Here is a 26,371-nt window from a genome sequence, read left to right on the forward strand (position 1 = left end):
TAATCATCCTGCTTGGGAAATCCTGCAGTACATGTAAAAAGTTTAGCTGAGTCAGCAAATTGTTACGGGAAATAATAGCTGTAAACAGGAACGGGGGCAGATATATGGAAGGTAATCTTGATTACATTTACAATGAGCTCCGCGAAACGAGAACAGAATTGTTAGCGTACCTGAATGACGGCCAGAAAGATGAGAGGATTTTGCAATACATTGTTGATGAATTAAACGATATCGAAACAGCATTGGAGAAAATGGAATTTGGTGAGTATGGGAAGTGTGAGATATCTGGAGAATATTTACCTTACGAGTTTTTGCAGAGAATTCCTACAGCTAGATCAGCGAGTGAATTGGAGCAAATAGAACAATACTGTCGAAAACCAATCTATTCGTGAGTTTTCATGCATTCCGAATTTATTGGTTCAAGAAAAAATGCTCGGCAAGAAAGCTTTTAAAGCTGAGTATTTAGATTTCACTCAAAGTGTACTGGAAAAAATCATTGAAAATTTCCAAGTCGCCAATAAAAATTGATTTTCGCCAATAAACAGCTCATTATCGCCAATAAAAACAATTTTTCGCCAATATAAATTGAAAATCGCCAATAAAAATATTTTTTCGCCAATAAACCATTTTGACAGTTCAGTTTCTGTTAAAATCATGATCCTAAACCGCTATTTTTAGTTATAACTTTTCTGTTAGTAGGTGTTTTTTTACTAAAACTTATAATATCTGTCGTTTTAAACTTATATGTGCTAAAATTCAAAGGTAATGAATTGATGTGGAGGTTACCTTTGTGTTTTATTACATAATTGCACTGTTTGTTATTTTGCTTGACCAGGTTACTAAATGGTTTATTGTCAAAAACATGGAGCTTGGAGAGAGCATAAAGGTCATAGAGAATTTCTTGTATATTACTTCGCACCGTAACCGTGGTGCTGCATGGGGAATCCTGCAGGGACAAATGTGGTTCTTCTATGTCATTACCATTATCGTGGTAATTGGCCTTGTCGTCTATATTCAAAAAGCAGCTAAAGGTAAACTTCTGCTGGGTGTTTCGCTTGGTTTCATGCTGGGCGGGGCCATTGGGAATTTTATCGACAGGGTATACCGAAAGGAAGTTGTTGATTTCATCAACACCTATATTTTTGGATACGATTTTCCTATCTTCAATATCGCGGATTCTGCGCTGGTGATCGGTGTAGGATTACTGATGATTGACATGATCAGGGAAGAGAGAGAGGCGAAAAGAAAAGCTTATGGAGAAAATGGAACACATCATCAGTGAGGAACAGGCTGGTGACAGAATAGATAAAGTAATTTCGACACTTGATGCAGAATGGTCGAGGAGCCAGGTGCAGCAATGGATCAAGGATGGAAGCGTCCTTGTCAATGGAGCTAAAGTCAAAACAAATTATAAATGCAGCTTGAATGACAAGCTGGAAATTACCATTCCGGAGCCAGAAGTGTTAGATGTAATTGCTGAGGAAATGGACCTTGAGATTTATTATGAAGATGCAGATGTTCTTGTTGTGAACAAACCTAAGGGAATGGTCGTCCATCCAGCGCCTGGACATATGACGGGAACGCTTGTTAACGGGCTGATGGCGCATTGCAAGGATTTATCAGGCATTAATGGCGTTCTCCGCCCGGGAATCGTCCATAGGATTGATAAGGATACATCTGGACTCTTGATGGTTGCCAAAAATGATATGGCACACGAGAGCCTGGTAAACCAGCTCGTAGCCAAAAGTGTTACTCGCAAATACAAGGCACTCGTTCATGGAATTATCCAGCATGATCATGGTACAATCGATGCTCCGCTTGGGCGCGATCAAAAAGACCGCCAGAGCATGACAGTAGTCGATAATGGCAAACATGCTGTCACACATTTCAATGTACTCGAACGTTTTAAGGACTTTACTTTTGTTGAGTGCCAGCTTGAGACAGGCAGGACACACCAAATTCGTGTTCATATGAAATACATCGGTTATCCCCTGGCCGGTGACCCTAAATACGGCCCGAAAAAGACGCTCGATCTTGGCGGACAGGCATTGCATGCTGGACTGCTTGGTTTTGATCACCCAAGGACAGGGGAGTATATAGAGTTTGAAGCTCCGCTTCCTGGATATTTCGTTGAGCTTTTAAACGATTTCAGAGAAAATCGTTGACAAAGTTCAACATCTATTTTAAGATGACTATAGTTTAATAAGTCCTTTAAAGACAGTCCCGTGAGGCTGAGAAGGAAACGGATTTGCAACAGGCATATTGTATGCTTTGCTGCATGCTAACACCACACGTTTACCCTCTTGCCGATGCAGACAAGAGGGTTTTTTATATGAAACATAAGACGTGCTGAACTTCCGTTTTCATACCACAGACAGAGAAGGAGTGAAAACAAATGGCTGAAAAAGCGGTTGTGCTCGACAACCAGGGAATCCGCAGGGCACTGACGAGGATTGCCCATGAAATCATCGAAAGAAACAAAGGGATCGAAGACAGCGTCATTGTCGGTATCCGAACCAGAGGGATTTATATCGCCCAAAGGCTTGCGGAAAGGATCCGTGAGATCGAAGGTGCAGATATCCCGGTAGGTGAGCTTGATATCACCCTGTATCGCGATGACCTGACGAAGAAGACGGATGACCAGGAGCCTGAGGTAAAAGGCTCGGATATCCCAGTCGACATCTCGAATAAAAAAGTGATTCTGGTGGATGATGTCCTTTATACAGGCAGGACAGTCCGTGCGGCGATGGATGCATTGATTGACATCGGCCGGCCGGCGACGATCCAGCTTGCTGTGCTGGTCGACAGAGGACACCGGGAGCTGCCGATCAGAGCAGACTTTGTGGGCAAGAACATCCCGACCTCAAGTGCGGAAAGAATTGTCGTTGAACTGCAGGAAGTAGATGAAGAAGAACGCGTAAGCATCTTTGAAAAATAAATAAAGCCCTTTTAAATGCAGTCCAGAGAGGCTGAAAAGGGGGAACGCATCGCTGATGGCTTTGTGCGGGTTTTTTTAGACCCATACCCTCTTTGTATCTACTGGCAAAGAGGGTTTTTTTGTACAAAAGAGAGGAGATATAAAAATGAATAAACCAATCCTAGACATAAAAGATGTACCATCACCATTCCAATGGTTCACACTTAGTCTTCAGCACTTATTCGCCATGTTTGGCGCGACAATCCTTGTACCTTATCTGGTCGGCTTAAGCCCGGCAATCGCTTTGATCTCAAGCGGACTTGGAACGATCGCATTCCTGATCATCACAAAATTCCAGGTTCCGGCTTACCTTGGATCATCCTTCGCTTTCATTGCTCCTGTAATAGCGGCTAAAGCAGGCGGCGGTCCCGGTGCCGCGATGATCGGAACATTCCTTGCTGGACTGGTTTATGGAGTTGTAGCTCTAATCATCAAGAAGGCGGGCTACCGCTGGATCATGCGCTTGTTGCCGCCAGTTGTAGTCGGCCCGGTCATCATTGTCATCGGACTCTCACTGGCAGGAACAGCTGTCAGCATGGCAATGAATGTCCCTGGAACTACAGAGTATAGCTTGATTCATTTCTCTGCGGCTTTAGTAACTCTTGCAGCGACAATCGTCTTCTCGATTTACGGAAAGGGAATGCTCAGCATGGTCCCAATCCTTGCCGGAATCATTGTGGGTTATCTTTACTCAATGGCAATAGGCATCGTAGACTTCAGCGGAGTAAAAGAAGCAAATATTTTCGAGATGCCAGACTTCATCTTCCCATTCGTTCATTACAATGTAAGCATCAGCTGGGAAATTGTCATGCTGATGGTTCCAGTAGCAATCGTTACATTGTCCGAGCATATCGGCCACCAGCTTGTCCTGAGTAAGGTTGTCGGCAGAGACTATATTAAAGAACCGGGTCTTCATCGCTCCATCATGGGTGACGGAATGGCTACGATGATTTCGGGTTTGATTGGCGGACCGCCAAAGACTACTTACGGCGAAAACATTGGTGTCCTTGCGATTACGAGAGTGTACAGCGTGTATGTCCTGCTTGGCGCAGCAATTATCGCGACAATATTCGGATTCATCGGTAAAATTACGGCATTGATTAGCTCAATTCCAACACCTGTGATGGGCGGCGTCTCAATCCTGTTATTCGGGATCATCGCTTCATCGGGTCTGCGTATGCTTGTGGACAGCAAGATCGACTTTGGCAACACAAGAAACCTGGTCGTGTCATCAGTCATCCTCGTAATCGGGATTGGCGGCGCATTCATTAAGCTGAATGAGAACTTTGAAATACATGGGATGGCTTTAGCGGCACTAATCGGTGTCATTCTTAACCTGGTACTGCCTGGCCGTCCAGAATTAGAAGAAGATATGTTTGAAGTGGAAGAAGAAAAAAAAACTGAGAAAAAGAACGATGTAGCATAGTACCACCTTTTAATATAGTCCAGAGAGGCTTCAAAGGGTGTTATGAGCGAACCGGCTTATTCAAGATGCACGCAAACCCGGTATAACCGGGATTATGCCGGCAAGCTCATAGTCAAGCACCCTGTTGAACATAAAACAGGGTGCTTTTTTTCTTGAAAAAATGGAGGGGAATCAGCCATGAAATGGGATTTACTGACGACTTCACAGCTTAGTGCAACAGAAATACAGGAAATTATTTTGTCCGCAAGGGAATTTGCCGGAGGGAAGATTTGGCAGCCAAAAGAGAGGCTGTTCATCAGCAATTTATTTTACGAGCCAAGCACGAGGACGAAGTCGAGCTTTGAGATGGCTGAACGCAAGCTAGGACTTGAGGTGATCCCGTTTGAGGTCCAGACATCCAGCGTACTAAAAGGCGAAACATTGTACGACACCGTTAAAACACTTGAAGCGATTGGCACCGACGCTGTAGTCATCAGGCATAGTGCAGAAAATTATTTTTCAGAACTTGAAAATGGAATTTCTGTTCCGATCATCAATGCCGGCGACGGAAAAGGGCATCATCCAACACAATCATTGCTCGACCTTATGACAATCCAGCAAGAATTCGGAAGTTTTACAGGTCTTACAGTCACGATCATCGGTGATATCCTCCACAGCCGTGTTGCGAGGTCCAATGCAGATGCGCTTGTGAGACTTGGAGCAAAAGTTGTTTTTTCAGGACCAGAGGATTGGGTGGATCAAAGTGAGCTTCCTGCTGGCTGCTGCTATATGTCAGTAGACGAGGCGATCGAGTTGGCTGATGTGGTCATGCTCCTTCGAGTCCAGCATGAACGGCATGATGGCAAGCTTCTGTTTGATAAAAATGAATACCATAAATCGTATGGTTTAACGCTTGAAAGAGAAAGGATGATGAAGAAGGGTAGCATTATTCTCCATCCAGCACCGGTCAATCGCGGCGTCGAAATTGCAGATGAATTAGTTGAAAGTCAGAAGTCACGAATTTTTAAACAAATGGAAAATGGTGTGTACATTAGGATGGCAGTATTAAAAAGAGCACTTGAAAATAGGAATGGGGGAATGGAGTATGTCGATGCTAATCAAAAATGGCAAACTAGTTACTGAAAACGGGTTTGAATCAGTAGATATTTTAATAGAAAACGGAAAAATCACAAAAGTTGGTCCTCAAATCTCTGCAGATGCTAAGCAAATTATTGATGCAGAAGGTAAGCTGGTATCTCCAGGGTTAGTAGACCTGCATGTTCATCTGCGCGAGCCTGGTGGAGAGAAGAAAGAAACAATTGCAACAGGGACACTGGCTGCTGCTAGGGGCGGCTTCACAACAGTAGCTGCAATGCCGAACACAAGACCTGTTCCTGACTCAAAAGACCAGATGGAATGGCTTCAGAGAAAAATTGAGGAAACAGCCTCCGTAAGAGTTCTGCCATATGCGTCAATTACAGTTCGTGAACTAGGTCAGGAGCTAACAAATTTTGCAGAATTAAAGGAAGCCGGTGCCTTTGCTCTGACTGATGACGGTGTGGGAGTCCAGTCAGCAGGAACGATGCTTAAAGCAATGAAAAGGGCTGCAAAGCTTGATATGGCAATCGTCGCACATTGCGAAGACAATACATTGATCAATAAAGGCTCTCTCCATGAAGGTAGGAAAGCCGCTGAACTGGGACTCAACGGAATCCCGTCAGTGTGTGAATCTGTACATATAGCAAGAGACATCCTGCTTGCAGAAGAGGCAGGCTGCCACTACCATGTCTGCCATATTAGCACGAAAGAATCGGTCAGGGCAGTCCGAGACGCAAAGAGATATGGCATAAAGGTCACAGCGGAAGTAACTCCGCATCATTTGCTTTTAAATGAAGACGACATAACAGGAAATGATGCCAACTATAAGATGAATCCACCACTTAGAAGCAAGGCGGACCAGGAGGCATTAATCGAAGGACTGCTTGACGGGACAATCGATTTTATCGCCACTGACCACGCACCGCATACGATCGAGGAAAAAGCAGAGGGAATCCAGCTTGCGCCTTTTGGGATTGTCGGGCTTGAAACAGCGTTCCCGCTTTTATATTCGCATATGGTCAAAACAAACATCATTACCTTAAAACAGTTGCTTGAGTTTTTGACTGTCAAACCAGCGAAAGCATTTGGATTGCCTTATGGAGAACTGAAAGCTGGCGCGCCGGCCGATGTGGTATTGATTGATCTTGATGAAGAAAAGGAAATCAATCCAGATGAATTTTTATCAAAAGGAAAAAATACACCATTTGCAGGCTGGAGCTGCAAGGGTTGGCCAGTAATGACGATTGCTGAAGGAAAAATAGTCTGGGAAAAGGGAGTTGTGACGGCATGAAAAAGCAGTTGATCTTAGAGGATGGCACGGTATTTGTTGGAGAAGGCTTTGGAAGTGAGACGGCGACGATTGGGGAAGTTGTCTTCAACACAGGAATGACTGGCTACCAGGAAATCCTGTCAGATCCATCATACTGCGGGCAAATTGTCACCCTGACATATCCGCTAATCGGAAATTATGGAATCAACAGAGATGATTTTGAATCAATCAGTCCTGCTGTCCGGGGTCTCATCGTGAAGGAAAATGCCGAGTATCCATCCAACTGGCGCTCAGAACTGTCTTTGGACGCTTATCTTAAAATGAAAGACATTCCGGCCATAGCTGGAATTGATACTAGAAAGCTGACAAAAATCATTCGTAAACACGGAACCTTGAAGGGTTCAATTTGCGGGATCGATGAAAATCCCCAGGAGATTATTGCGGCTCTTAAAAGCAAAACACTGCCGAACAATCAGGTGATGGAAGTATCAACGAAAACAGCTTATCCGAGTCCAGGTCGCGGCCACAGGGTTGTGCTTGTTGATTTTGGCCTGAAGCATGGGATTTTGAGAGAACTGAATAATCGTAATTGTGATGTGGTTGTCGTCCCTTACAATACGACTGCACAAGAAATTCTCAGTCTGAGTCCGGATGGCATCATGCTGTCAAATGGGCCTGGGGACCCGAAGGATGTTCCAGAAGCAATCGAAATGATCCAGGGCTTGCTGGGCAAGGTTCCATTGTTCGGGATTTGTCTCGGCCACCAGCTGTTCGCACTTGCTTGCGGTGCAAATACAGAGAAAATGAAATTCGGACATCGCGGCTCAAACCATCCTGTGAAGGATTTGCGAACAGGGAAAGTAGCGATGACCTCGCAAAACCATGGATATACAGTTACTGAAGACTCTGTCGCAGGGACCGAGCTTGGGGTTACGCACATGGCTTTAAATGATGGAACGGTTGAGGGTCTGGCCCATAAAACCGCGGCGGCATTCACTGTCCAATATCACCCGGAAGCGTCACCAGGGCCGGAGGATGCGAACGGATTATTCAACCAATTCATCGAGCTAGTAGAAGCAGAAAAAAAGGAGGCTGTCACAAATGCCAAAGCGTAAAGATGTTAACAGTATTTTAGTCATAGGATCAGGACCAATCATCATCGGCCAGGCAGCAGAATTCGATTATGCAGGAACACAGGCATGCATCGCACTGCGGGAAGAAGGCTATAAGGTCATCCTCGTCAATTCGAATCCTGCAACCATCATGACTGATACGGAAATCGCAGATGTCGTATACATAGAGCCGCTTACTCTTGAGTTTGTGGCAAGGATCATCCGAAAGGAGCGCCCGGATGCCATCCTTCCAACTCTCGGAGGGCAAACAGGATTGAACCTGGCTGTTGAACTGGCCAAATCAGGTGTTTTGGATGAATGCGGCGTGAAGATCCTCGGTACAAAGCTAGAAGCGATCAACCAGGCGGAGGACAGGGAGTTATTCAGGAACCTGATGAACGAGCTCGGACAGCCGGTCCCTGACAGCGACATCATCCATAATCTTGAAGAGGCTTATACCTTTGTGGAGAGAGTCGGATATCCAGTAATTGTCCGCCCTGCTTTTACGATGGGAGGAACAGGCGGAGGCATCTGCAGCAACGAAAAAGAGTTGATTGAGATTGTTACAAGCGGAATTAAAAACAGTCCAGTCGGTCAATGCCTGCTTGAAAAGAGCATTGCTGGATTCAAGGAAATTGAATATGAAGTGATGCGTGACAGCAATGATAATGCCATTGTAGTATGCAATATGGAAAACTTCGATCCGGTCGGAGTCCATACAGGAGATTCCATCGTCGTAGCGCCAAGCCAGACATTGAGTGACCGCGAATACCAGCTGCTCAGGAATGCCAGCCTGAAAATCATCAGGGCCCTGAAAATCGAAGGTGGCTGCAATGTCCAGCTCGCACTTGACCCTGACAGCTTTAACTATTATGTAATCGAAGTGAATCCGCGAGTCAGCCGATCCTCTGCCCTGGCATCGAAAGCGACGGGCTATCCAATTGCCAAGCTTGCAGCGAAAATCGCTGTTGGATTGACACTTGATGAAATGCTCAATCCGGTTACCGGTAAAACATATGCCTGCTTTGAACCTGCGCTTGATTATGTTGTAACAAAGATCCCACGCTGGCCATTCGATAAATTCGAATCAGCAAACCGGACACTTGGAACGCAAATGAAAGCAACCGGTGAAGTTATGGCAATCGGCCGTACTTTCGAAGAGTCACTGCTAAAAGCAATTCGTTCGCTGGAAGCCGATGTGATCCACCTTTCTTTGAATAATCAAAGCGAAATCAACGATGAATTGCTTGAAAAGAGAATCCGCAAAGCTGGTGACGAGAGATTATTTTACCTTGCAGAGGCAATCAGAAGAAGCATTTCCATTGAAACTCTTCACAGCTGGAGCAAAATCGATTTATTCTTCCTTCATAAATTAGAGAGAGTAATAGCTTTTGAGCAAGAGCTTGCTGAAAAGAAGTTTGACCTGGAAACAGCCAAATCAGCAAAGCAGAAAGGATTTTCTGATAAGGTAATAGCCAATCTGTGGAATGTGCAAGAACAGGAAGTATACCAGTGGCGGATTGAGAACAGTCTGACCCCTGTTTTTAAAATGGTGGATACCTGTGCGGCTGAGTTCGAGTCGGAAACGCCGTACTTCTATAGCACATATGAAGAAGAAAATGAATCAGTAGTGACAGAAAGAAAAAGCGTCATTGTACTGGGCTCCGGGCCAATAAGGATCGGTCAGGGCATCGAGTTCGATTATGCAACTGTCCACTCCGTAAAAGCGATCAAAGAAGCAGGTTATGAGGCCATCATCGTCAACAACAACCCTGAAACGGTCTCCACCGATTTCAGCATCTCGGATAAATTGTACTTTGAACCGTTAACCATTGAGGATGTCATGAACATTATCAATCTCGAAAACCCAATTGGCGCTGTCGTCCAATTCGGTGGCCAAACAGCGATTAATCTGGCTTCAAAGCTTGTCGACAGGGGGGTGAAGATTCTCGGAACGAGCCTGGAGGACTTGGATCGTGCTGAGGACCGCGACAAGTTTGAACACGCACTAACTGATCTTAAAATCCCGCTGCCGAAGGGAAGCACGGCTAAGTCAGTTGAAGAAGCAGCGTTGATTGCGGCTGAAATCGGCTACCCAGTTCTTGTCCGTCCATCCTATGTACTTGGCGGAAGGGCAATGGAGATTGTCTATAAGGAAGAAGAACTTCTGCATTATATGAAAAACGCGGTGAAGGTCAATCCGGAATATCCGGTGCTAATCGACCGTTATCTGACTGGAAAAGAGGTAGAGGTCGATGCGATTTCAGATGGTAAAAGCGTCCTGATACCGGGAATCATGGAACATATCGAAAGAGCTGGCGTCCACTCGGGTGATTCAATCGGCGTCTATCCGCCACAAAGCCTTAGCGAGGAAATTAAACAGAAGCTGGTGAACTATACAATCGATTTGGCAAGAGGGCTGAACATTGTCGGATTGCTAAATATTCAATATGTCATTGCAAATGAAGAAGTTTATGTGCTCGAGGTAAACCCGCGCTCTAGCCGTACGGTACCATTTCTAAGCAAAATCACGAATGTTCCGATGGCGAAAATCGCTACGAAGGTCATCCTTGGCCAGAGCCTGCCTGAGCAGGGGTACGAAACCGGACTTGTACCTGAGCAGGATGGAGTTTTTGTAAAGGTACCAGTGTTCTCTTTTGAAAAATTACGCCGCGTAGACATCACGCTCGGACCTGAAATGAAGTCTACCGGGGAAGTTATGGGCAAGGATACAACACTTGAGAAAGCTTTGTATAAAGGCATGATTGCGGCTGGTATGAAAATACAGGAATTCGGTACAGTCCTGCTTACAGTCGCAGATAAGGATAAAGAAGAGACATTGGCACTTGCGAAAAGATTCTCGAATATAGGCTACCAATTGATGGCGACAGAAGGTACAGCACAATACCTGGAAACTGCCGGCATTAAGGTGAAAACAGTCGGAAAGATCGGCTCTGAAGGCCTGAACCTGATTGATGTGATTCGAAAGGGAGAAGCACAGATGGTCATCAATACACTGACAAAAGGAAAGCAGCCAGAGCGTGATGGTTTCAGGATCCGCCGCGAATCTGTGGAAAATGGAGTACCTTGCCTGACTTCACTGGATACTGCAAAAGCGATTTTAAGAGTCATTGAATCTATGACATTTTCAGCTGATGCCCTAAAGCCGATGGAGTCGGCCAAAGAAGGTGTGCTTTCATGATCAAGCAGGAAAACTGCAAGATAGTCAGCAACAAGCAAGTTGCAGACAACATTTTTGAACTAGTCGTGGAAGGTAAGCTTTCCGCTGAAATGACACAGGCCGGCCAGTTTGTTCATGTAAAGGTGGCAGACGGATTCGATCCCTTGCTGCGGAGGCCGATAAGCATCGCTTCAATCAATGATGGGTCGTTCACGATAATTTACCGGAGGCAGGGAAAAGGAACCTCCCTGCTTGCCGATAAATCCATAGGTATGAGTGTCGATGTCCTGGGACCATTAGGCAATGGCTTTCCTGTAGAGGAAGCGAAGCTGGGACAGACAGCTGTCCTGGTGGGCGGCGGCGTAGGTGTTCCACCGATGTATGAGCTTGCTAAGCAGCTGGCACGTAAAGGAGTAAACGTCATAAGCATTATCGGATTCCAGTCATCTAGCGCTGTTTTTTACGAAAAAGAGCTAGCTGAATTCGGAGAAGTTTATGTGGCGACTGTTGATGGATCATATGGAAGAAAAGGATTTGTCACTGATATTCTTGATGGATTAGAGGTTCAAGCAGATATTGTCTTTGCTTGCGGTCCGACACCGATGTTGCGGGCAATCGAGAATGGTCAGTATGCACCGAAAACATATTTGTCGCTAGAAGAGCGGATGGGATGCGGAATTGGAGCTTGCTTTGCATGTGTCTGCCATACGAAGGATGATCCACAAGGTTTCACGTATAAAAAGGTCTGCAGCGATGGACCAGTTTTTCAAGCAGGGGAGGTTGTCATATGAGTTCGCTATCGATCGAGCTGCCAGGGCTAAATTTAAAAAACCCGGTAATGCCGGCTTCAGGATGCTTTGGTTTTGGGAGAGAGTTCAGCCAATTATATGATTTGAGTGGGCTTGGGGCAATCATGGTAAAAGCGACGACTCCTGAACCGCGATTCGGGAATCCAACTCCAAGAGTTGCCGAGACGCCGGGCGGAATGTTGAATGCAATTGGCCTGCAAAACCCTGGACTCGAAAAAGTCTTCAATGAAGAGCTTCCATGGCTAGAGCAGTTTGATGTGCCAGTCATTGCGAACATCGCTGGTTCAACAGAGGATGATTACGTAAAAGTAGCAGAACAATTGTCAAAGGCTCCGAATGTCCATGCACTTGAACTAAACATATCATGTCCAAATGTCAAAACAGGCGGGATCGCATTTGGCACGGACCCGGTGACGGCCAAGGCTCTTACCCGAAAGGTAAAAGAAGTGTCTGAAGTGCCTGTGTATGTGAAGCTTTCTCCCAATGTATCTGACATTGTAAAGATCGCCAGGGCAGTTGAGGATGGCGGTGCGGATGGACTTACGATGATCAACACTTTGCTTGGCATGAGAATCGACCTTTCGACAGGGCAGCCGATTCTTGCGAATAAAACCGGCGGCTTGTCGGGCCCTTCCGTGAAGCCAGTCGCCATCAGGATGATCTATGAAGTCAGTCAGCACGTATCGATCCCAATTATTGGAATGGGAGGAATACAATCCGCTGAAGATGTCATCGAGTTTTTCCTTGCCGGTGCAAGTGCTGCTGCCGTTGGAACACAGAACTTTGTTGATCCATTTATTTGTCCAAAGATTATTGATGAATTGCCAGAAATGCTGGCTAAGCTGGGGGCAGACCATATTTCTGAATTAACGGGAAGGAGCTGGAAGAAGAATGAAAGACTCGCTTATTATCGCCCTTGATTTTCCTGGAAAAAGCCAGGTCATGGAATTCCTGAAGCCTTTTGAGCAGGAGCAGCTATTTGTGAAAGTCGGAATGGAGCTTTTTTATGCAGAAGGACCGTCAATCATTGAGGAGTTAAAGAAGCAGAATCATAAAATCTTCCTTGACCTGAAACTCCATGACATTCCTAATACGGTAAAAAGTGCGATGAAGGTGCTCGCTGGACTGGGATGTGACCTTGTCAATGTCCATGCTGCTGGAGGTTCGGAAATGATGGCGGCAGCAATCGAAGGTCTTGACGCAGGCACTCCGGCAGGTCTCAAGCGTCCTGAATGCATTGCGGTCACCCAATTGACAAGTACATCAGAAATCCAGGTCAATTCTGAACAACTCATCAGGGTATCATTACAGGAGTCCGTATTAAATTACGCCGCACTAGCGAAAAAGTCCGGACTGGATGGAGTTGTCTGTTCCCCTTATGAAGCCAGGTCCATTCACGGCCAATTGGGAACGGAATTCTTGACCGTCACACCGGGTATCCGCCCAGTAGCCAGCAACCAGCAGGACCAGAAGCGTACGGCAACTCCTGAGTTTGCAAGAGAGCAAGGAATTTCGGCGATCGTCATCGGCAGGCCGATTACCCGTGCTGCCAATCCGCTTGAAAGCTATTTTAAGATTAAAAATGAATGGAAGGGTGTTTACCAATGAAAAAAGAAATAGCAGAAGCATTGCTTGAAATCGAAGCCGTCAGCTTGCAGCCTGACAATCCATTTACATGGTCTTCGGGAATGAAGTCGCCGATCTACTGTGATAACCGACTCACGCTGTCCTATCCTTCGATTCGCAGAAAAGTGGCTGAAGGGCTGAAGGGTTTGATTGTTGAGCATTTTCCAGAGACTGAAATGATTGCGGGGACGGCTACTGCTGGTATACCTCATGGCGCTTGGGTAAGCGAACTGCTTGATTTGCCGATGTGCTATGTTCGTTCCAAGGCAAAGGGGCACGGAAAAGGAAATCAGATTGAAGGAAAAGTGAGCGAAGGCCAGAAGGTCGTCGTTGTCGAGGATCTAATTTCAACGGGAGGCAGCGTCATTGAGGCTGTCGAGGCATTGAGAGAAGCAGGCTGCGAAGTACTCGGGGTTGTATCGATTTTTACATATGGATTGGAAAAAGGTGTGCAGCAGCTTAAGAATGCTAATATCACAGCATATTCTTTAACTGATTTCACTGTACTGGCAACTATTGCTGAGGAAAAAGGGTTGATCACCGGAGAAAACCATAAAAGTCTGGTTCAATGGCAGAAGAATCCAGCAGAATGGCTAGCTGTAAAAAGTGATATTTAAAAAGTATAAACAGTAAAAACTTAGTTTATTATTTGCGTATCCTTGTCTGAGGGTACGCTTTTTTCATGAATGAGAATACATTAATAAGATATTATGCGTTTCATACAGTGGCAAAGCAGCCAATGTATGTGTTTCAATATAATTAGAAAGTTGTTGATTTTATGAAAAGTAGAGGGGATGGGGGAAAGCATGGACGAAATCATTCAATTGCTCAAAAATATTGATAATAGTCTCCACTACTATATTGATGAATTTGGAGCAGCGATATACATCATGCTGTTTTTGATCGTTTATTTTAAAACGGGTTTTGTCATCCTCACTTTTTTGCCAGGAGATTCAATGGTCTTTGCAAGTGGTACTCTAGCCGCGACTGGAGACCTGAATTTTAAAACCTTGTTTATCCTCTTTGTAGCTGCAACGATCCTAGGTGACAGCCAGAATTTCTTCATTGGCAAGCTGTTAAGGAAGTTAAACTCCAAAAAACATTCTCTAAACCGCTTAACATCAGATAAATCTATTGGCAAGGCGAAGGATTTCTTGTCTGATTACGGCAGGGTAGCCATTTCTGCCTCGAGGTTTGTTCCGCTCATGAGAACTTCGGTGCCATTTGTTTCTGGATACACCGGATATGAATATAGGACATTCTTATGCTTCAACCTTATCGGGGGATTGATCTGGACGTCGCTCTGGCTGGCAGCAGGGTTCATCCTAGGGAATATTTCATGGGTAGTAGAAAATTTATTCCTTACTTTAATGCTAGTATCTTTAACGGCATTCATACCTGCTATCATTGGTTTTATACAACAGTATAAAAAGAAAAAAGAGGCATTAGCCTGAGATGGATATAGAATCTAAAACCCGCCTTTGGGAATGAAGGCGGGTTTCATAATATTACTGTTTCAATTTTAGGATCATATCTTCATCAGGTGTCACGTATACTGTCTGCTGCTGTTCATAAATAACGAACCCAGGCTTTCCTCCGGCTGGCTTCTTCACATGACGCACCTTGGTAAAGTCGACAGGAACTGAGCTGGAATTCCGTGCTTTGCTGAAGTAGGCCGCAATCTGTGCTGCTTCGAGAATCGTTTCTTCGGATGGCTCTTTACTGCGGATGACCACATGCGATCCCGGGATATCTTTTGTGTGGAGCCATATTTCATCGCGTGCAGCTACCTTGTTTGTTAGGTAATCATTTTGCTTATTATTTTTCCCGACAAGGATTTCGGTATCATCGGAAGAGCGGTATTTTTCAAGAAGCGGCTTTAGGTTTTGCTTGTTTTTATTTCCCTTTTTCTGACGGGCGCGTATATATCCGCCCTCAATCAACTCTTCCCTGATCTCTTCAATATCCTTTGGTGAAGCGGCTTCAACCTGCTGTAGGAGGGAATCGAAGTAGGAAACCTCGGCTCTGGCTATTTCAATTTGTTCTTTTACAATATTGACGGATTTCTTTGCCTTTTGATACTTTGTGAAGTATCTTTGGGCATTTTCCGAAGGTGTTTTCCTAGGCTCCAGCGGAATCGTGATTGATGCACCATCTTCGTCATAATAATTAACAACGGTAATTTCCTTCATGCCCTTTTCGACCATAAAAATATTAGCGGTCAGCAGCTCTCCATATAATTGATACTGTTCAGCCTTTTTTGCATCTTCAAGAGTTTTTTCTAGTTTTAAGATTTTCTTCTCATTCTTCTCTTTTTCATTAGCGATCAGACGCTCTAGGTCATTGCCCTGCTGCTTGACGCGGTCCCGTTCCGCTTTGCCAAAATAATAACGGTCGAGCAGGCTGCTCAGCGAATCAAAGGATTTTGCTTCACCCTTCAAATGTTCAATCGGAATCAGGTAAAATGCTTCTTTATTGCTCCCATTAGTAATGGAAGGTTTGTAATGGTGTTCTCTGAACTCACTCATCACGGAGGTGACGGCCTTTGGAAGAGTCGTGCGGTTTGCAAGGCCAGCTTTAAAGACTATTTCTCTGGCCAATACCGGTGAGACTCCAGCAAAATTTGACACTAGCTGCTTATCGAGTTTGCCTGCATTAAAATCGATTACCCTTAGCACATCTTCTTCCTGGGCTTCAAACGGGTTCATTTTCTCCTGTTGGGGAGGCAAGACATACTCTTGCCCAGGCATAATTGCCCTGTGCGTATTCACGGCAAATGAAACATGCTTGATGCTGTCAAGGATCATGTTCCTGTTTTTATCGACGATGATAATGTTGCTGTGGCGTCCCATGATTTCAACAATCAACTGCTTGTAGGATATATCGCCTATTTCATTTCTTCCTTTTACTTCAAAAATAATCATCCGATCAAGGCCGGCCTGTTTGATATCTTCTATTATGAACCCTTCAAGGTGTTTGCGCAGAAGCATGCAGAACATTGGTGGTTCGTTAGGGTTATCATATTGCTCGTTTGTGATTTGGACTCTGGCGTAGCTTGGGTGAGCAGACAATAGCAGCTTATGGTTAACTCCGTTTGCCCTCACAGCCAGGATAATTTCATTTTTATAAGGCTGGTGAATTTTATTGATTCGTCCCCCTTTAAGAAGGGAGGAAAGTTCGTTTGTGATGGCTCTTGTAAACAATCCGTCAAATGACATATGAAATACATCCTTTTCTATTTATCTGAGGCCTTGTCTGGTCTGACCAAGGCGCTTCCGCTTTTATATCTATTAAACATCTTATCATTTTTTTGGACAGGGCTGAATAAGCTTTCTTTAGAGTAGGACAAACAAGGAGGAAGTGTGATGGCCCCATGAAGTTCCATGAGATGAATGAAAATGAAATAGCTAGTGCCTTAAGAACAGATTTTACAGAAGGATTGGAAGAAAAGGAAGTAAAACGCAGACGTGAACAGCATGGATATAATGCATTGGCCGAGGGGGAGAAACAATCGGCCCTGTTATTATTCTTCAGCCAGTTCAAGGATTTCATGGTACTGGTGCTCCTTGCAGCAACTTTGATATCAGGCCTTCTCGGTGAAATGGTCGATGCAATCGCCATCATAGCCATTGTTCTTGTAAATGGAATTTTAGGTTTTTTCCAGGAAAGAAAGGCGGAAAAATCGCTTGATGCCCTGAAAGAGCTTTCTGCTCCGCAGGTCCATGCTTTGCGTGATGGAGAGTGGACCAAGATTCCGTCAAAGGAAGTCGTACCTGGAGACATCCTTAAATTTATAAGCGGGGACAGGATTGGTGCGGATATCCGCTTGATTGAATCCAGAAGTCTGGAAATTGAAGAGTCAGCGCTTACGGGAGAGTCAGTCCCAGTACAAAAAAACACAAGTCCGTTGAGGATTCCTAACCCGGGTCTTGGTGATATGGAAAATATGGCGTTCATGGGCACGATGGTTACAAGGGGAACTGGAACCGGTGTTGTTGTTGCTACAGGAATGAAAACAGCAATGGGCCAGATCGCTGACTTGCTCCAGACGGCCGAAACACAGGAAACACCGCTGCAGCGTAGACTGGAACAGTTGGGGAAAATCCTGATTACAGCAGCTCTTTTCTTAACACTTTTGGTAGTAGGGATTGGAGTGCTCCAGGGGCATGATCTATATACGATGTTCCTTGCGGGTGTCAGCTTGGCGGTAGCCGCCATCCCGGAAGGGCTTCCTGCAATTGTAACGGTGGCATTGTCACTTGGTGTCCAGAGAATGATCAGGAAGAATGCGATCGTCAGGAAGCTGCCGGCTGTGGAGACACTTGGCTGTGCGTCTGTCATTTGTTCTGACAAAACAGGGACGATGACGCAAAACAAGATGACGGTCACTCATCTTTGGAGTGGCAATAAAACTTGGACAGTCGACGGTGTAGGGTACTCACCGACAGGGTTGTTCTTTCATAATGATAAAAGCGTGGACCCGCAAAATGAAAAATCTCTGCAGCAGCTGCTGACATTTGGCATGCTTTGCAACCACGCTGAAATGATTGACAAAGATGGTGAGTACGCAATTGATGGTGACCCAACTGAAGGTGCTCTGCTGGTTGCCGCAATGAAAGCCGGCTACAGAAGAGAGAATTTGCTCAACCAGTTTGAAATTGTAAATGAGTTCCCATTCGATTCCCAACGAAAAATGATGAGCATGATTGTGAAAGATCATACGGGACGTAAATTCGCTGTTGTAAAAGGCGCACCGGATGTCCTGATTGGATTAAGTGATTCAATCCTTTGGGACGAAAGACAACAGCACCTCACAAAGGATTTGACTGCCAAAGTTCAGGGGGCGATTGACGAGCTGGCTGGCAACGCATTAAGAACGATTGCAATTGCCTTCAAACCAATTCCTCAAAACACTGTAGTCCTTCATGAAAATGAAGCTGAAAAAGACCTGGTTTTCATCGGATTGCAAGGTATGATTGACCCGCCGCGACCTGAAGTGAAGACAGCTGTAAAAGAATGCCGCGATGCAGGGATCAAAACGGTGATGATTACTGGTGATCACGTCATTACAGCAAAGGCGATTGCGAATCAGTTAGGTATTTTAACCAAAGGCAGCAAAGTATTGGATGGAAAAGCGTTATCAGAGATGTCCGTTTCTGAGCTGGAGGATATCGTCGATGATGTCTCCGTTTTTGCGCGAGTTTCGCCAGAACATAAACTAAAGATCGTCAAGGCCCTGCAAAACAGAGGACATATCGTCGCTATGACAGGCGATGGCGTAAACGATGCGCCAGCAATTAAAGCTGCAGATATTGGGGTGGCTATGGGGATTGCTGGTACAGATGTGGCGAAGGAAGCATCTTCACTCGTACTTCTGGATGATAACTTTGCCACAATTAAAGCAGCAATAAAAGAGGGCAGGAACATTTATGAAAATATCAGGAAGTTCATCAGGTACCTTCTGGCTTCCAATGTTGGGGAGATATTGGTCATGCTCTTCGCGATGATCATAGGTTTGCCGCTGCCGCTAGTGCCGATTCAAATCCTGTGGGTCAACCTGGTAACAGATGGTCTGCCTGCGATGGCATTAGGGCTGGACCAGCCTGAGGAAGATGTAATGAAAAGGTCTCCGCGCCATCCTAAAGAAGGGGTATTTGCCAGGGGGTTAGGCTGGAAAGTCGTTTCAAGAGGCTTCTTGATTGGATTAATGACTTTGTTCGCATTTATGATTGTCTATAATAGAAATCCGGATGACCTGGTATATGCCCAGACGATTGCATTTACTACACTCGTGATGGCACAGCTGATCCATGTATTCGACTGCCGAAGCGAGAAATCAATCTTTGCCCGCAACCCGTTTGAGAACAAATATTTAGTTTGGGCTGTCATTTCATCGTTGGCCATGGTCCTTGTGGTTATTTATTCACCTGCCCTGCAGCCAATATTCCATACCGTACCAATCCTGGCCGGTGACTGGTTATTAATCCTTGGCTTATCGGCAATTCCTACATTTTTGCTTGCAGGAACATTTTTTGCAAGAAAAACAAAGAGAAATATGATATAATCCGTTAGGTAATAGAGAAGGCTCTATTGCCTTTCTTTTTTTCGTAATACTTTCTTGCACTTACTGCTTAAAGTTTTATGAAAATGGATACGGTCCTGGGCTCGAGATTCCCTCTCGAGGTGAGGGCGAGAAAAAAACAAGTATAAGAGATTACATAAATGGATAAGTCTGTTCCACGGGTCTACAGGAAACTCGACTTTTTAGAAGGCTCTTTTCTCAAATTGTTGCTATTGGCTACAAAATAGGATTAAATGACCTATGTTTCTTCACAAATAAAGATTATTAAGAGAAAAGAGCTAGCACACTTAATATCGAACTACAAAATGGCATTTATCACGTTAAAATCGGCGTTAGGATTTTAACAACAATCTTACGAAAACAGCCTTTTAGCAAGAATGGATGTGTCTGAAATGGTCGTCAGTATGACTGGGTTTGGAAGGAGCAGGGCTGAATCAGAGAGGTTCAGTGTCACAGTCGAGGTAAAAACGGTCAATCACCGTTTTTGTGAATTCCATATTCGCATGCCCCGACAGCTCCTGAAAACGGAAGAAAAAATAAAGAAGAAATTTGGCGAACACATAAAAAGAGGGAGAGTCGAAGTATTTGTAACTTTGGAGGGCGAAGGCATAGTTAGCCGAAGTGTACATATTGACTGGAAAGCCCTTGACGAATTAGTCCATCACATATCAGAAATTAAAAACAGGTACAGCATAACGGGGGATATTGAGCTCCGTGATATTGTCAGCAGGGAAGAAATCATCCATATTGAGGAAATAGAAGCTGAAAATGAAGAACTTGAACTTCTTGTCCTTTCTGCCGTTGAGGATGCAGGCAACCAGCTAGTCCAAATGCGCAGGCTGGAAGGGTCAGCACTTGAAAAGGATGTATTGCAGCATATCGGACAGCTAAAAGAGAACATTTCGAGCGTGAACAAGCTGGCGCCGAATGTTGTAGAGCAGTACCGCGAGAGGCTTCATAAGAAAATGGCTGAATTTTTGGATAGCCAGGCAGATGAGGACAGAATCCTCACCGAGGTTGCCTTCTTTGCAGATAAAGCGGATATCAGTGAAGAGATTTCTCGGCTTGAAAGCCATGTAAGTCAATTCCAAGAAATAGTGAAGGCGAATGAGCCTCTTGGAAGGAAACTTGATTTTCTGCTTCAGGAAATGAATCGCGAGGTCAACACGATCGGTTCCAAGGCGAATGATTCAAGAATTGCCAGGGAAGTTGTCGAAATGAAAAGCCTCCTGGAAAAGGTTAAGGAACAAGTGCAAAATATAGAGTAGCGTTTAGAAAGGGTTTTTAAAGGCCAAAATAAATAACTGATGATTGGGGGACCATCATGGCAATAAAGCTTATAAATATAGGCTTCGGCAATATTGTTTCAGCTAACAGGATCATTTCGATCGTAAGTCCTGAATCAGCTCCAATAAAACGGATCATCCAGGACGCTCGCGACCGAGGATCGTTAATAGATGCTACATACGGAAGAAGGACGAGGGCTGTCATCGTCATGGACAGCGACCATGTCATTCTCTCTGCGGTACAGCCGGAAACGGTAGCTCACCGCCTGAATGACCGTGATGATATTATTGATGAAGGGTAGGACTATTTAATGCAGGAAAAAGGATTGTTGATTGTTCTTTCAGGACCATCAGGAGTTGGCAAAGGCACAGTCCGGAAAGAATTATTTTCCCAGCACGATACAGCTTTTGAATATTCCGTGTCCGCGACAACGAGGCTGCCTCGTGAAGGTGAGCAAAATGGAGTGGATTATTTCTTCAAGACAAGGGAAGAGTTTGAAGAGATGATCAGAGAGGACCAATTGCTAGAGTATGCGGAGTTTGTTGGCAATTACTATGGAACTCCAGTTGAGTACGTCCGCGAAACGCTTGATGCGGGAAGGGATGTTTTCCTTGAAATTGAAGTTCAGGGAGCAAGCCAGGTAAGGAAGAAATTCCCTGAGGGACTTTTCATTTTCCTTGCACCGCCCAGCCTTTCAGAGCTTGAAAACCGGATCGTGACACGAGGCACTGAAACGGAAGATATCATCAAAGGCAGGATGAAAGCTGCAAGAGAAGAACTTGAAATGATGGAATTATATGATTATGTGGTTGAAAACGATCATGTTGAAAACGCAGCCGATCGAGTTAAGTCAATCGTTGTAGCGGAACACTGCCGCAGGGAACGCGTTCAACATCGTTATAAAAAAATGCTGGAGGTAGAATAAATGCTTAATCCTTCTATTGACTCTTTAATGACTAAAATCGATTCAAAATATTCATTGGTATCGGTTGCTGCAAAGCGCGCGCGCAGCATGCAGGTGCACATGGATGCTAAATTAGATAAGTATGTTTCCCACAAATTCGTCGGCAAGGCACTTGAAGAAATCAACGCAGAAAAGCTTCACTTCAAGACAGCAGGAAGCCATGAAGAGTTAAATATCAACGAATAACACCGCGATAACAACCTATTTATTGGGTTGTTATTTTTTATTTTGCTCTGTTAAACTCGGCTGTTGATTTTCGTTCCAGGCGCTTCGCTTTCCGCGGGCAGTCGGGGAGCCTCCTCGGCGCTTTAAGCGCCTGCGGGGTCTCCCCATGACTTGCTAATCCCGCAGGAGTCTTCGCGCCTTCCACTACAATCAACAGGACATTAAAACATCATTGGGCTATAACAGAGCCTTTTGTTTAGGTTTACTGGCAAAAGTTCTATAAGCCCGAAACGGGGTTTTTGCTAGTAAAAGGTCCTGTAGAAACATTCTATAAGCCCGAATTGGGGTTTTTGCTAGTAAAAGGTCCTATAGAAACATTCAATAAGCCTGAATTGGGATTTTTGTTTGTAAAAGGTCCTATAGAAAAGGTCTAAAAGCCCAAACCTGGAATTTTTTTCGCAAAAAGGTCACATAGACAAACACAATAACCTAATAAACAGTGACCCAGTCAAGGTAGGTCATTATGTAAGGCTCTGTTCATGTCCCAGCGATATATTAAAGTAGCTACCTTGCCTATTCCATGCTTAATCTGTGAAAAAATGTTATAGTTCAATCATAATGATAGTTTGTTGTAAAATGGGGGTTCTCTGACATGCTGAACGGTAAAAAAATTCTATTGTGCGTGACCGGTGGGATCGCTGTATATAAGGGTGCTGCGCTGACGAGCAAGCTTACCCAGGCTGGCGCTGAAGTGAAGGTAATCCTTAGTGACTCAGCTGCTAAATTCGTAACTCCGCTCACTTTTCAGGCATTGTCCAGAAGTGAAGTTTATACAGATACATTCGACGAGAAAAATCCTGAAAATATCGCCCATATCCATTTAGCCGATTGGGCTGATTTGATTATAATTGCTCCGGCAACTGCCAACATCATCGGCAAGCTTGCAAACGGGATCGCTGACAATATGATATCTACTACGCTCCTGGCTGCGACTGCACCGGTATGGGTTGCACCAGCGATGAATGTACATATGTATCAACATCCTGCTGTCAAGAAAAACATGGAAACTCTAAGGAGCTTCGGTTATGAATTTATTGAACCGGGAGAAGGGTATTTAGCATGTGGATACACAGGCAAGGGCCGTCTTGAGGAACCTGAGACAATCGTAGAGCTTGCACGCCAATTTTTTAATAACCAGGGCGGGGAACTTTCGGGGAAAACTCTTTTGATTACCGCGGGCCCTACAAGGGAGAAGATCGACCCTGTCCGTTTCCTCACCAACCATTCAACTGGCAAGATGGGGTATGCAATAGCAGGAGAAGCTGTGAAAATGGGAGCAAGAGTGTTCCTTGTTTCTGGTCCAGTCAACCTGGAACCTCCAAGTGGAGCTGAATTGATCAAAGTTGAAAGTGCCGAGGATATGTACCTGGCTGCGCTGGAACATTTTGATGAAGCAGACGTCATGATTGGCACCGCAGCAGTGGCGGATTACCGGCCGAAGTATATATATGAAGAGAAAATGAAGAAAAAAGAAGGCAACCAGGCTCTTGAGCTTGAAAGAACGAAGGATATCCTTTTTGAGCTTGGTCAAAGGAAAAAGGACCAGGTGATTGTGGGATTTGCGGCTGAAACAAATAATGTCGAAAACCATGCAAAGGGCAAGCTTGCCAGAAAAAACGCAGACATGATTGTGGCGAATAACGTTAAGCAGGAAGGGGCTGGCTTTGGTGCTGATACGAATATCGTCACCATTTACAAAAAAGATGGTACGAACATCGAACTGCCTTTGATGCCAAAAGCAGATGTAGCCCGAAATATCCTTACCGAAGTTGTCCAATTGTTAAAAAAGGATGAAAGCTTATGAATATAGCAAGTGTTATTGTCGATGTGCCTGCAAAGCAAACCGACAAAACTTTTGACTATAAAATTCCTGAAAAATACAAAGATGTGATCAAGCCTGGGACAAGGGTGATCGTCCCCTTCGGTCCAAGGAAAATCCAGGGTTTTGTCAGGGACCTTAAGGGAGAGTCCAGTTTTTCGAAGCTGCGGGCAATCATCGAACCTCTTGATTTGACACCGGTATTGAATGAGGAGCTTCTACAGCTGGGTGACTGGTTGACTGAGCATACATTAAGCTATAAAATCTCCTCTTATCAGGCAATGCTTCCAGCAGCATTAAAGGCTAAATATGAAAAGAAAATTGTCCTGGCAAAAGGAACAAATATAACCGACCTATCTGGAAATTTAATAGAGTTATTCAGAGAAAATAGGGAAATTAAATGGGAGGATGCCGTTTCGAAGGGGCTTGTCCAGCAACTCCAAAAGGAGGCGGCCTCTGGCAGGGTAGATGTTGTTTACCAGGTGAAGGACAGGGTACGCAAAAAGCTGCTCAAGCATGTTTCCCCAGCAATCGATACTGATCAGCTGAAGGAGACACGGGATAAACTTCCACCACAGGCGTCAGGGCAACAATCTGTGCTCGACTTCTTCCTTGAACATCCGGAGCCTGTGGAACAGAGGCTGATACTCTCCACTCTCGGAATCTCCCAGGCATCAATTCAATCACTTGTTAAAAAAGGTATACTGAAAGTTGAAGAGCTGGAGGTATACAGAGACCCATATTCAGAACGGAAATTTGAACGGAAGGTTGCTCTGGAACTGACAGAAGAGCAAGAAAAGGCTATTAGCCCGATCCTTTCTGCAATTGAAAAGGATTTGCATGAAGTCTTCCTATTGTATGGTGTTACAGGCAGCGGGAAGACAGAGGTCTATTTGCAATCCATCCAGGAGGTCTTAAGGAAAGGCAAGGAAGCGATTGTGCTTGTGCCTGAAATTTCATTAACGCCGCAAATGGTCACGCGATTCAAAGAGCGGTTTGGTGATTTGGTGGCTGTCATGCATAGCGGCCTGTCGGCTGGGGAGAAGTATGATGAATGGCGGAAAATCCAGCGGAAGGAAGTAAAAGTTGTTGTAGGTGCGAGGTCAGCGATCTTTGCTCCATTTGAGAATATCGGGATCATCATCATCGATGAAGAACATGAAACGAGCTACAAACAAGAGGAGAACCCGAGATACCATGCAAGGGACGTGGCGATCCAGCGGGCTAAAACAAATGCTTGTCCAGTTGTCCTTGGCAGTGCAACACCTTCACTTGAATCATTCGCACGGGCGCAAAAAGGAAGGTACACTCTGCTATCGCTGCCAAAGAGGATGAACAATCAGGCGCTCCCAACAGTTGAAATCGTCGATATGCGTGAAGAATTGCGGACCGGAAACCGGTCTATGTTTTCGGTAAACCTTTTTGAAAAGATAAAAGACAGGCTGGAGAAAAAAGAGCAGACTGTCCTGTTTTTGAATAAACGCGGGCATTCGTCGTTTGTGATGTGCCGTGATTGCGGTTATGTCATGAACTGCCCACATTGCGATATTACGCTGACATACCACCGTTATAATGAGCAGATGAAGTGCCATTATTGCGGTTATGAAGACAGGGTGCCGACAATTTGTCCTGAATGCAACAGTGAGCATATCCGCTATTTCGGGACCGGAACTCAAAAGGTTGAGGAAGAATTGTTAAAATTGATTCCTGAAGCGAGAATTATCAGGATGGATGTCGATACAACCGGCAGGAAAGGTTCACATGAAAAGTTACTGACTGCTTTTCAGGAGGGCCAGGCAGACATTTTACTCGGAACGCAAATGATTGCGAAAGGGCTGGATTTTCCAAACATTACATTAGTAGGTGTTCTTTCAGCAGACACAATGTTGAATCTGCCTGATTTCCGGTCCTCGGAAAAAACATTTCAGCTTTTGACGCAGGTTAGCGGAAGGGCTGGAAGACACAAGCTTCCTGGAGAGGTAGTGATCCAAACTTATACTCCTGAGCATTACAGTGTTGAGCTTGCCGGGACACAGGATTACGACCGGTTTTATCAGCAGGAGATGCTAATCCGTAAGGTTCATCAGTACCCGCCATTTTATTACCTTTCCCTGGTAACTGTCAGCCATGAAGAATTGATGAAAGTCGTATCAGTTACTGAAAAGATCGCAAAATTCATCTCCTCAAGGCTGACGAATGAAGCAGTCGTTCTGGGTCCTGTAGCATCACCAATCCCACGGATCAACGATAGATATCGCTATCAATGTCTGATAAAATACAAAAAGGAACCAGAACTTAAAAATGCCTTAAAAACAATACTGGATCATTACCAGCAGGAAACTGGTACAGGAGCGTTGCAGATTTCTGTCGACCTGAACCCTTATATTCTGATGTAAGGATATTTTTAAACTTTTGCATGGATTGCTGCTTTCCGAGCAATAAAGTTTACGGAATGAGCCTTCAGGAAAGTTTACGAAAAAAGATGATTGAACAAGCTAATACTAATATTTAAATGG

At 44.8% G+C, this 26,371-nt stretch carries 23 protein-coding genes; 21 read left to right on the forward strand and 2 right to left on the reverse strand.

Features of this window, described 5'->3' with window-relative positions; all coding sequences use genetic code 11:
- The first annotated feature begins 104 nt into the window (after positions 1-104).
- The gene (locus AC0VX7_RS08490) at positions 105-392 is read left to right on the forward strand and encodes a TraR/DksA C4-type zinc finger protein (protein WP_215031853.1); all 288 of its coding nucleotides are present in this window, start codon (positions 105-107) and stop codon (positions 390-392) included.
- An 81-nt stretch (positions 393-473) separates the two neighbouring features.
- On the opposite strand, the gene AC0VX7_RS08495 is transcribed toward AC0VX7_RS08490, so the two are convergent.
- On the reverse strand, positions 474-656 hold the full coding sequence (locus AC0VX7_RS08495) for a hypothetical protein (protein WP_475427467.1): 183 nt from the start codon (positions 654-656) through the stop codon (positions 474-476).
- Between the two features lie 134 nt (positions 657-790).
- On the opposite strand from AC0VX7_RS08495, the gene lspA reads away from it, so the two are divergent.
- The 13 genes from lspA (at position 791) to AC0VX7_RS08560 (ending at position 14,932) form a co-directional block, all read left to right on the forward strand.
- Positions 791-1,282: a signal peptidase II gene (gene lspA, locus AC0VX7_RS08500; RefSeq protein WP_023614969.1), complete on the forward strand. Its 492-nt coding sequence runs from the start codon at positions 791-793 to the stop codon at positions 1,280-1,282.
- Complete coding sequence (locus AC0VX7_RS08505) at positions 1,254-2,165, forward strand: RluA family pseudouridine synthase (protein WP_215031849.1); 912 nt, start codon at positions 1,254-1,256, stop codon at positions 2,163-2,165. Before lspA ends, AC0VX7_RS08505 begins: the two co-directional genes overlap by 29 nt.
- 230 nt (positions 2,166-2,395) lie before the next feature.
- A complete protein-coding gene (gene pyrR, locus AC0VX7_RS08510) occupies positions 2,396-2,938 on the forward strand; it encodes a bifunctional pyr operon transcriptional regulator/uracil phosphoribosyltransferase PyrR (RefSeq protein WP_215031847.1) in 543 nt (180 codons plus the stop codon).
- Between the two features lie 145 nt (positions 2,939-3,083).
- Entirely contained in the window at positions 3,084-4,403 is a 1,320-nt protein-coding gene (locus AC0VX7_RS08515; protein WP_475427468.1) for a solute carrier family 23 protein, read from the forward strand.
- Positions 4,404-4,580: 177 nt separating this feature from the next.
- The gene (locus AC0VX7_RS08520; protein ID WP_475427469.1) at positions 4,581-5,525 is read left to right on the forward strand and encodes an aspartate carbamoyltransferase catalytic subunit; all 945 of its coding nucleotides are present in this window, start codon (positions 4,581-4,583) and stop codon (positions 5,523-5,525) included.
- Positions 5,488-6,771, forward strand: a complete 1,284-nt coding sequence (locus AC0VX7_RS08525) for a dihydroorotase (RefSeq protein WP_475427470.1) — start codon at positions 5,488-5,490, stop codon at positions 6,769-6,771. The genes AC0VX7_RS08520 and AC0VX7_RS08525 overlap by 38 nt, the downstream gene beginning before the upstream one ends.
- Positions 6,768-7,865, forward strand: a complete 1,098-nt coding sequence (locus AC0VX7_RS08530) for a carbamoyl phosphate synthase small subunit (protein WP_475427471.1) — start codon at positions 6,768-6,770, stop codon at positions 7,863-7,865. The genes AC0VX7_RS08525 and AC0VX7_RS08530 overlap by 4 nt, the downstream gene beginning before the upstream one ends.
- Positions 7,852-11,064 (forward strand): carbamoyl-phosphate synthase large subunit, encoded by a 3,213-nt coding sequence (gene carB, locus AC0VX7_RS08535; RefSeq protein WP_475427472.1) that lies wholly within the window; start codon positions 7,852-7,854, stop codon positions 11,062-11,064. Before AC0VX7_RS08530 ends, carB begins: the two co-directional genes overlap by 14 nt.
- Positions 11,061-11,834 (forward strand): dihydroorotate dehydrogenase electron transfer subunit, encoded by a 774-nt coding sequence (locus AC0VX7_RS08540; protein WP_475427473.1) that lies wholly within the window; start codon positions 11,061-11,063, stop codon positions 11,832-11,834. The genes carB and AC0VX7_RS08540 overlap by 4 nt, the downstream gene beginning before the upstream one ends.
- Complete coding sequence (locus AC0VX7_RS08545; protein WP_475427474.1) at positions 11,831-12,772, forward strand: dihydroorotate dehydrogenase; 942 nt, start codon at positions 11,831-11,833, stop codon at positions 12,770-12,772. The genes AC0VX7_RS08540 and AC0VX7_RS08545 overlap by 4 nt, the downstream gene beginning before the upstream one ends.
- Positions 12,744-13,460, forward strand: a complete 717-nt coding sequence (pyrF, locus tag AC0VX7_RS08550; RefSeq protein ID WP_475427475.1) for an orotidine-5'-phosphate decarboxylase — start codon at positions 12,744-12,746, stop codon at positions 13,458-13,460. Before AC0VX7_RS08545 ends, pyrF begins: the two co-directional genes overlap by 29 nt.
- A complete protein-coding gene (pyrE, locus tag AC0VX7_RS08555) occupies positions 13,457-14,095 on the forward strand; it encodes an orotate phosphoribosyltransferase (protein WP_475427476.1) in 639 nt (212 codons plus the stop codon). Before pyrF ends, pyrE begins: the two co-directional genes overlap by 4 nt.
- 189 nt (positions 14,096-14,284) lie before the next feature.
- Positions 14,285-14,932, forward strand: a complete 648-nt coding sequence (locus AC0VX7_RS08560; RefSeq protein WP_475427477.1) for a VTT domain-containing protein — start codon at positions 14,285-14,287, stop codon at positions 14,930-14,932.
- A gap of 54 nt (positions 14,933-14,986) precedes the next feature.
- Here AC0VX7_RS08560 and AC0VX7_RS08565 read toward each other — a convergent pair whose 3' ends face one another.
- Positions 14,987-16,696 (reverse strand): Rqc2 family fibronectin-binding protein, encoded by a 1,710-nt coding sequence (locus AC0VX7_RS08565; RefSeq protein ID WP_475427478.1) that lies wholly within the window; start codon positions 16,694-16,696, stop codon positions 14,987-14,989.
- Between the two features lie 155 nt (positions 16,697-16,851).
- Here AC0VX7_RS08565 and AC0VX7_RS08570 point away from each other — a divergent pair, with 155 nt between their 5' ends.
- The 7 genes from AC0VX7_RS08570 (at position 16,852) to priA (ending at position 26,251) form a co-directional block, all read left to right on the forward strand.
- A complete protein-coding gene (locus AC0VX7_RS08570) occupies positions 16,852-19,542 on the forward strand; it encodes a calcium-translocating P-type ATPase, SERCA-type (RefSeq protein WP_475427479.1) in 2,691 nt (896 codons plus the stop codon).
- 410 nt (positions 19,543-19,952) lie between these two features.
- Positions 19,953-20,828, forward strand: a complete 876-nt coding sequence (locus tag AC0VX7_RS08575) for a YicC/YloC family endoribonuclease (RefSeq protein WP_475427480.1) — start codon at positions 19,953-19,955, stop codon at positions 20,826-20,828.
- Positions 20,829-20,884: 56 nt separating this feature from the next.
- A complete protein-coding gene (gene remA / locus AC0VX7_RS08580; RefSeq protein ID WP_023614949.1) occupies positions 20,885-21,148 on the forward strand; it encodes an extracellular matrix/biofilm regulator RemA in 264 nt (87 codons plus the stop codon).
- Between the two features lie 9 nt (positions 21,149-21,157).
- Positions 21,158-21,772: a guanylate kinase gene (gene gmk, locus AC0VX7_RS08585; protein WP_102262146.1), complete on the forward strand. Its 615-nt coding sequence runs from the start codon at positions 21,158-21,160 to the stop codon at positions 21,770-21,772.
- Positions 21,773-21,997, forward strand: a complete 225-nt coding sequence (gene rpoZ, locus AC0VX7_RS08590; RefSeq protein WP_041965989.1) for a DNA-directed RNA polymerase subunit omega — start codon at positions 21,773-21,775, stop codon at positions 21,995-21,997.
- A gap of 631 nt (positions 21,998-22,628) precedes the next feature.
- On the forward strand, positions 22,629-23,840 hold the full coding sequence (gene coaBC, locus AC0VX7_RS08595; RefSeq protein ID WP_475427481.1) for a bifunctional phosphopantothenoylcysteine decarboxylase/phosphopantothenate--cysteine ligase CoaBC: 1,212 nt from the start codon (positions 22,629-22,631) through the stop codon (positions 23,838-23,840).
- Positions 23,837-26,251 (forward strand): primosomal protein N', encoded by a 2,415-nt coding sequence (gene priA / locus AC0VX7_RS08600; protein ID WP_475427482.1) that lies wholly within the window; start codon positions 23,837-23,839, stop codon positions 26,249-26,251. Before coaBC ends, priA begins: the two co-directional genes overlap by 4 nt.
- Positions 26,252-26,371 lie beyond the last annotated feature (120 nt).

Source organism: Mesobacillus sp. QJM3NY_10 (assembly GCF_056173465.1).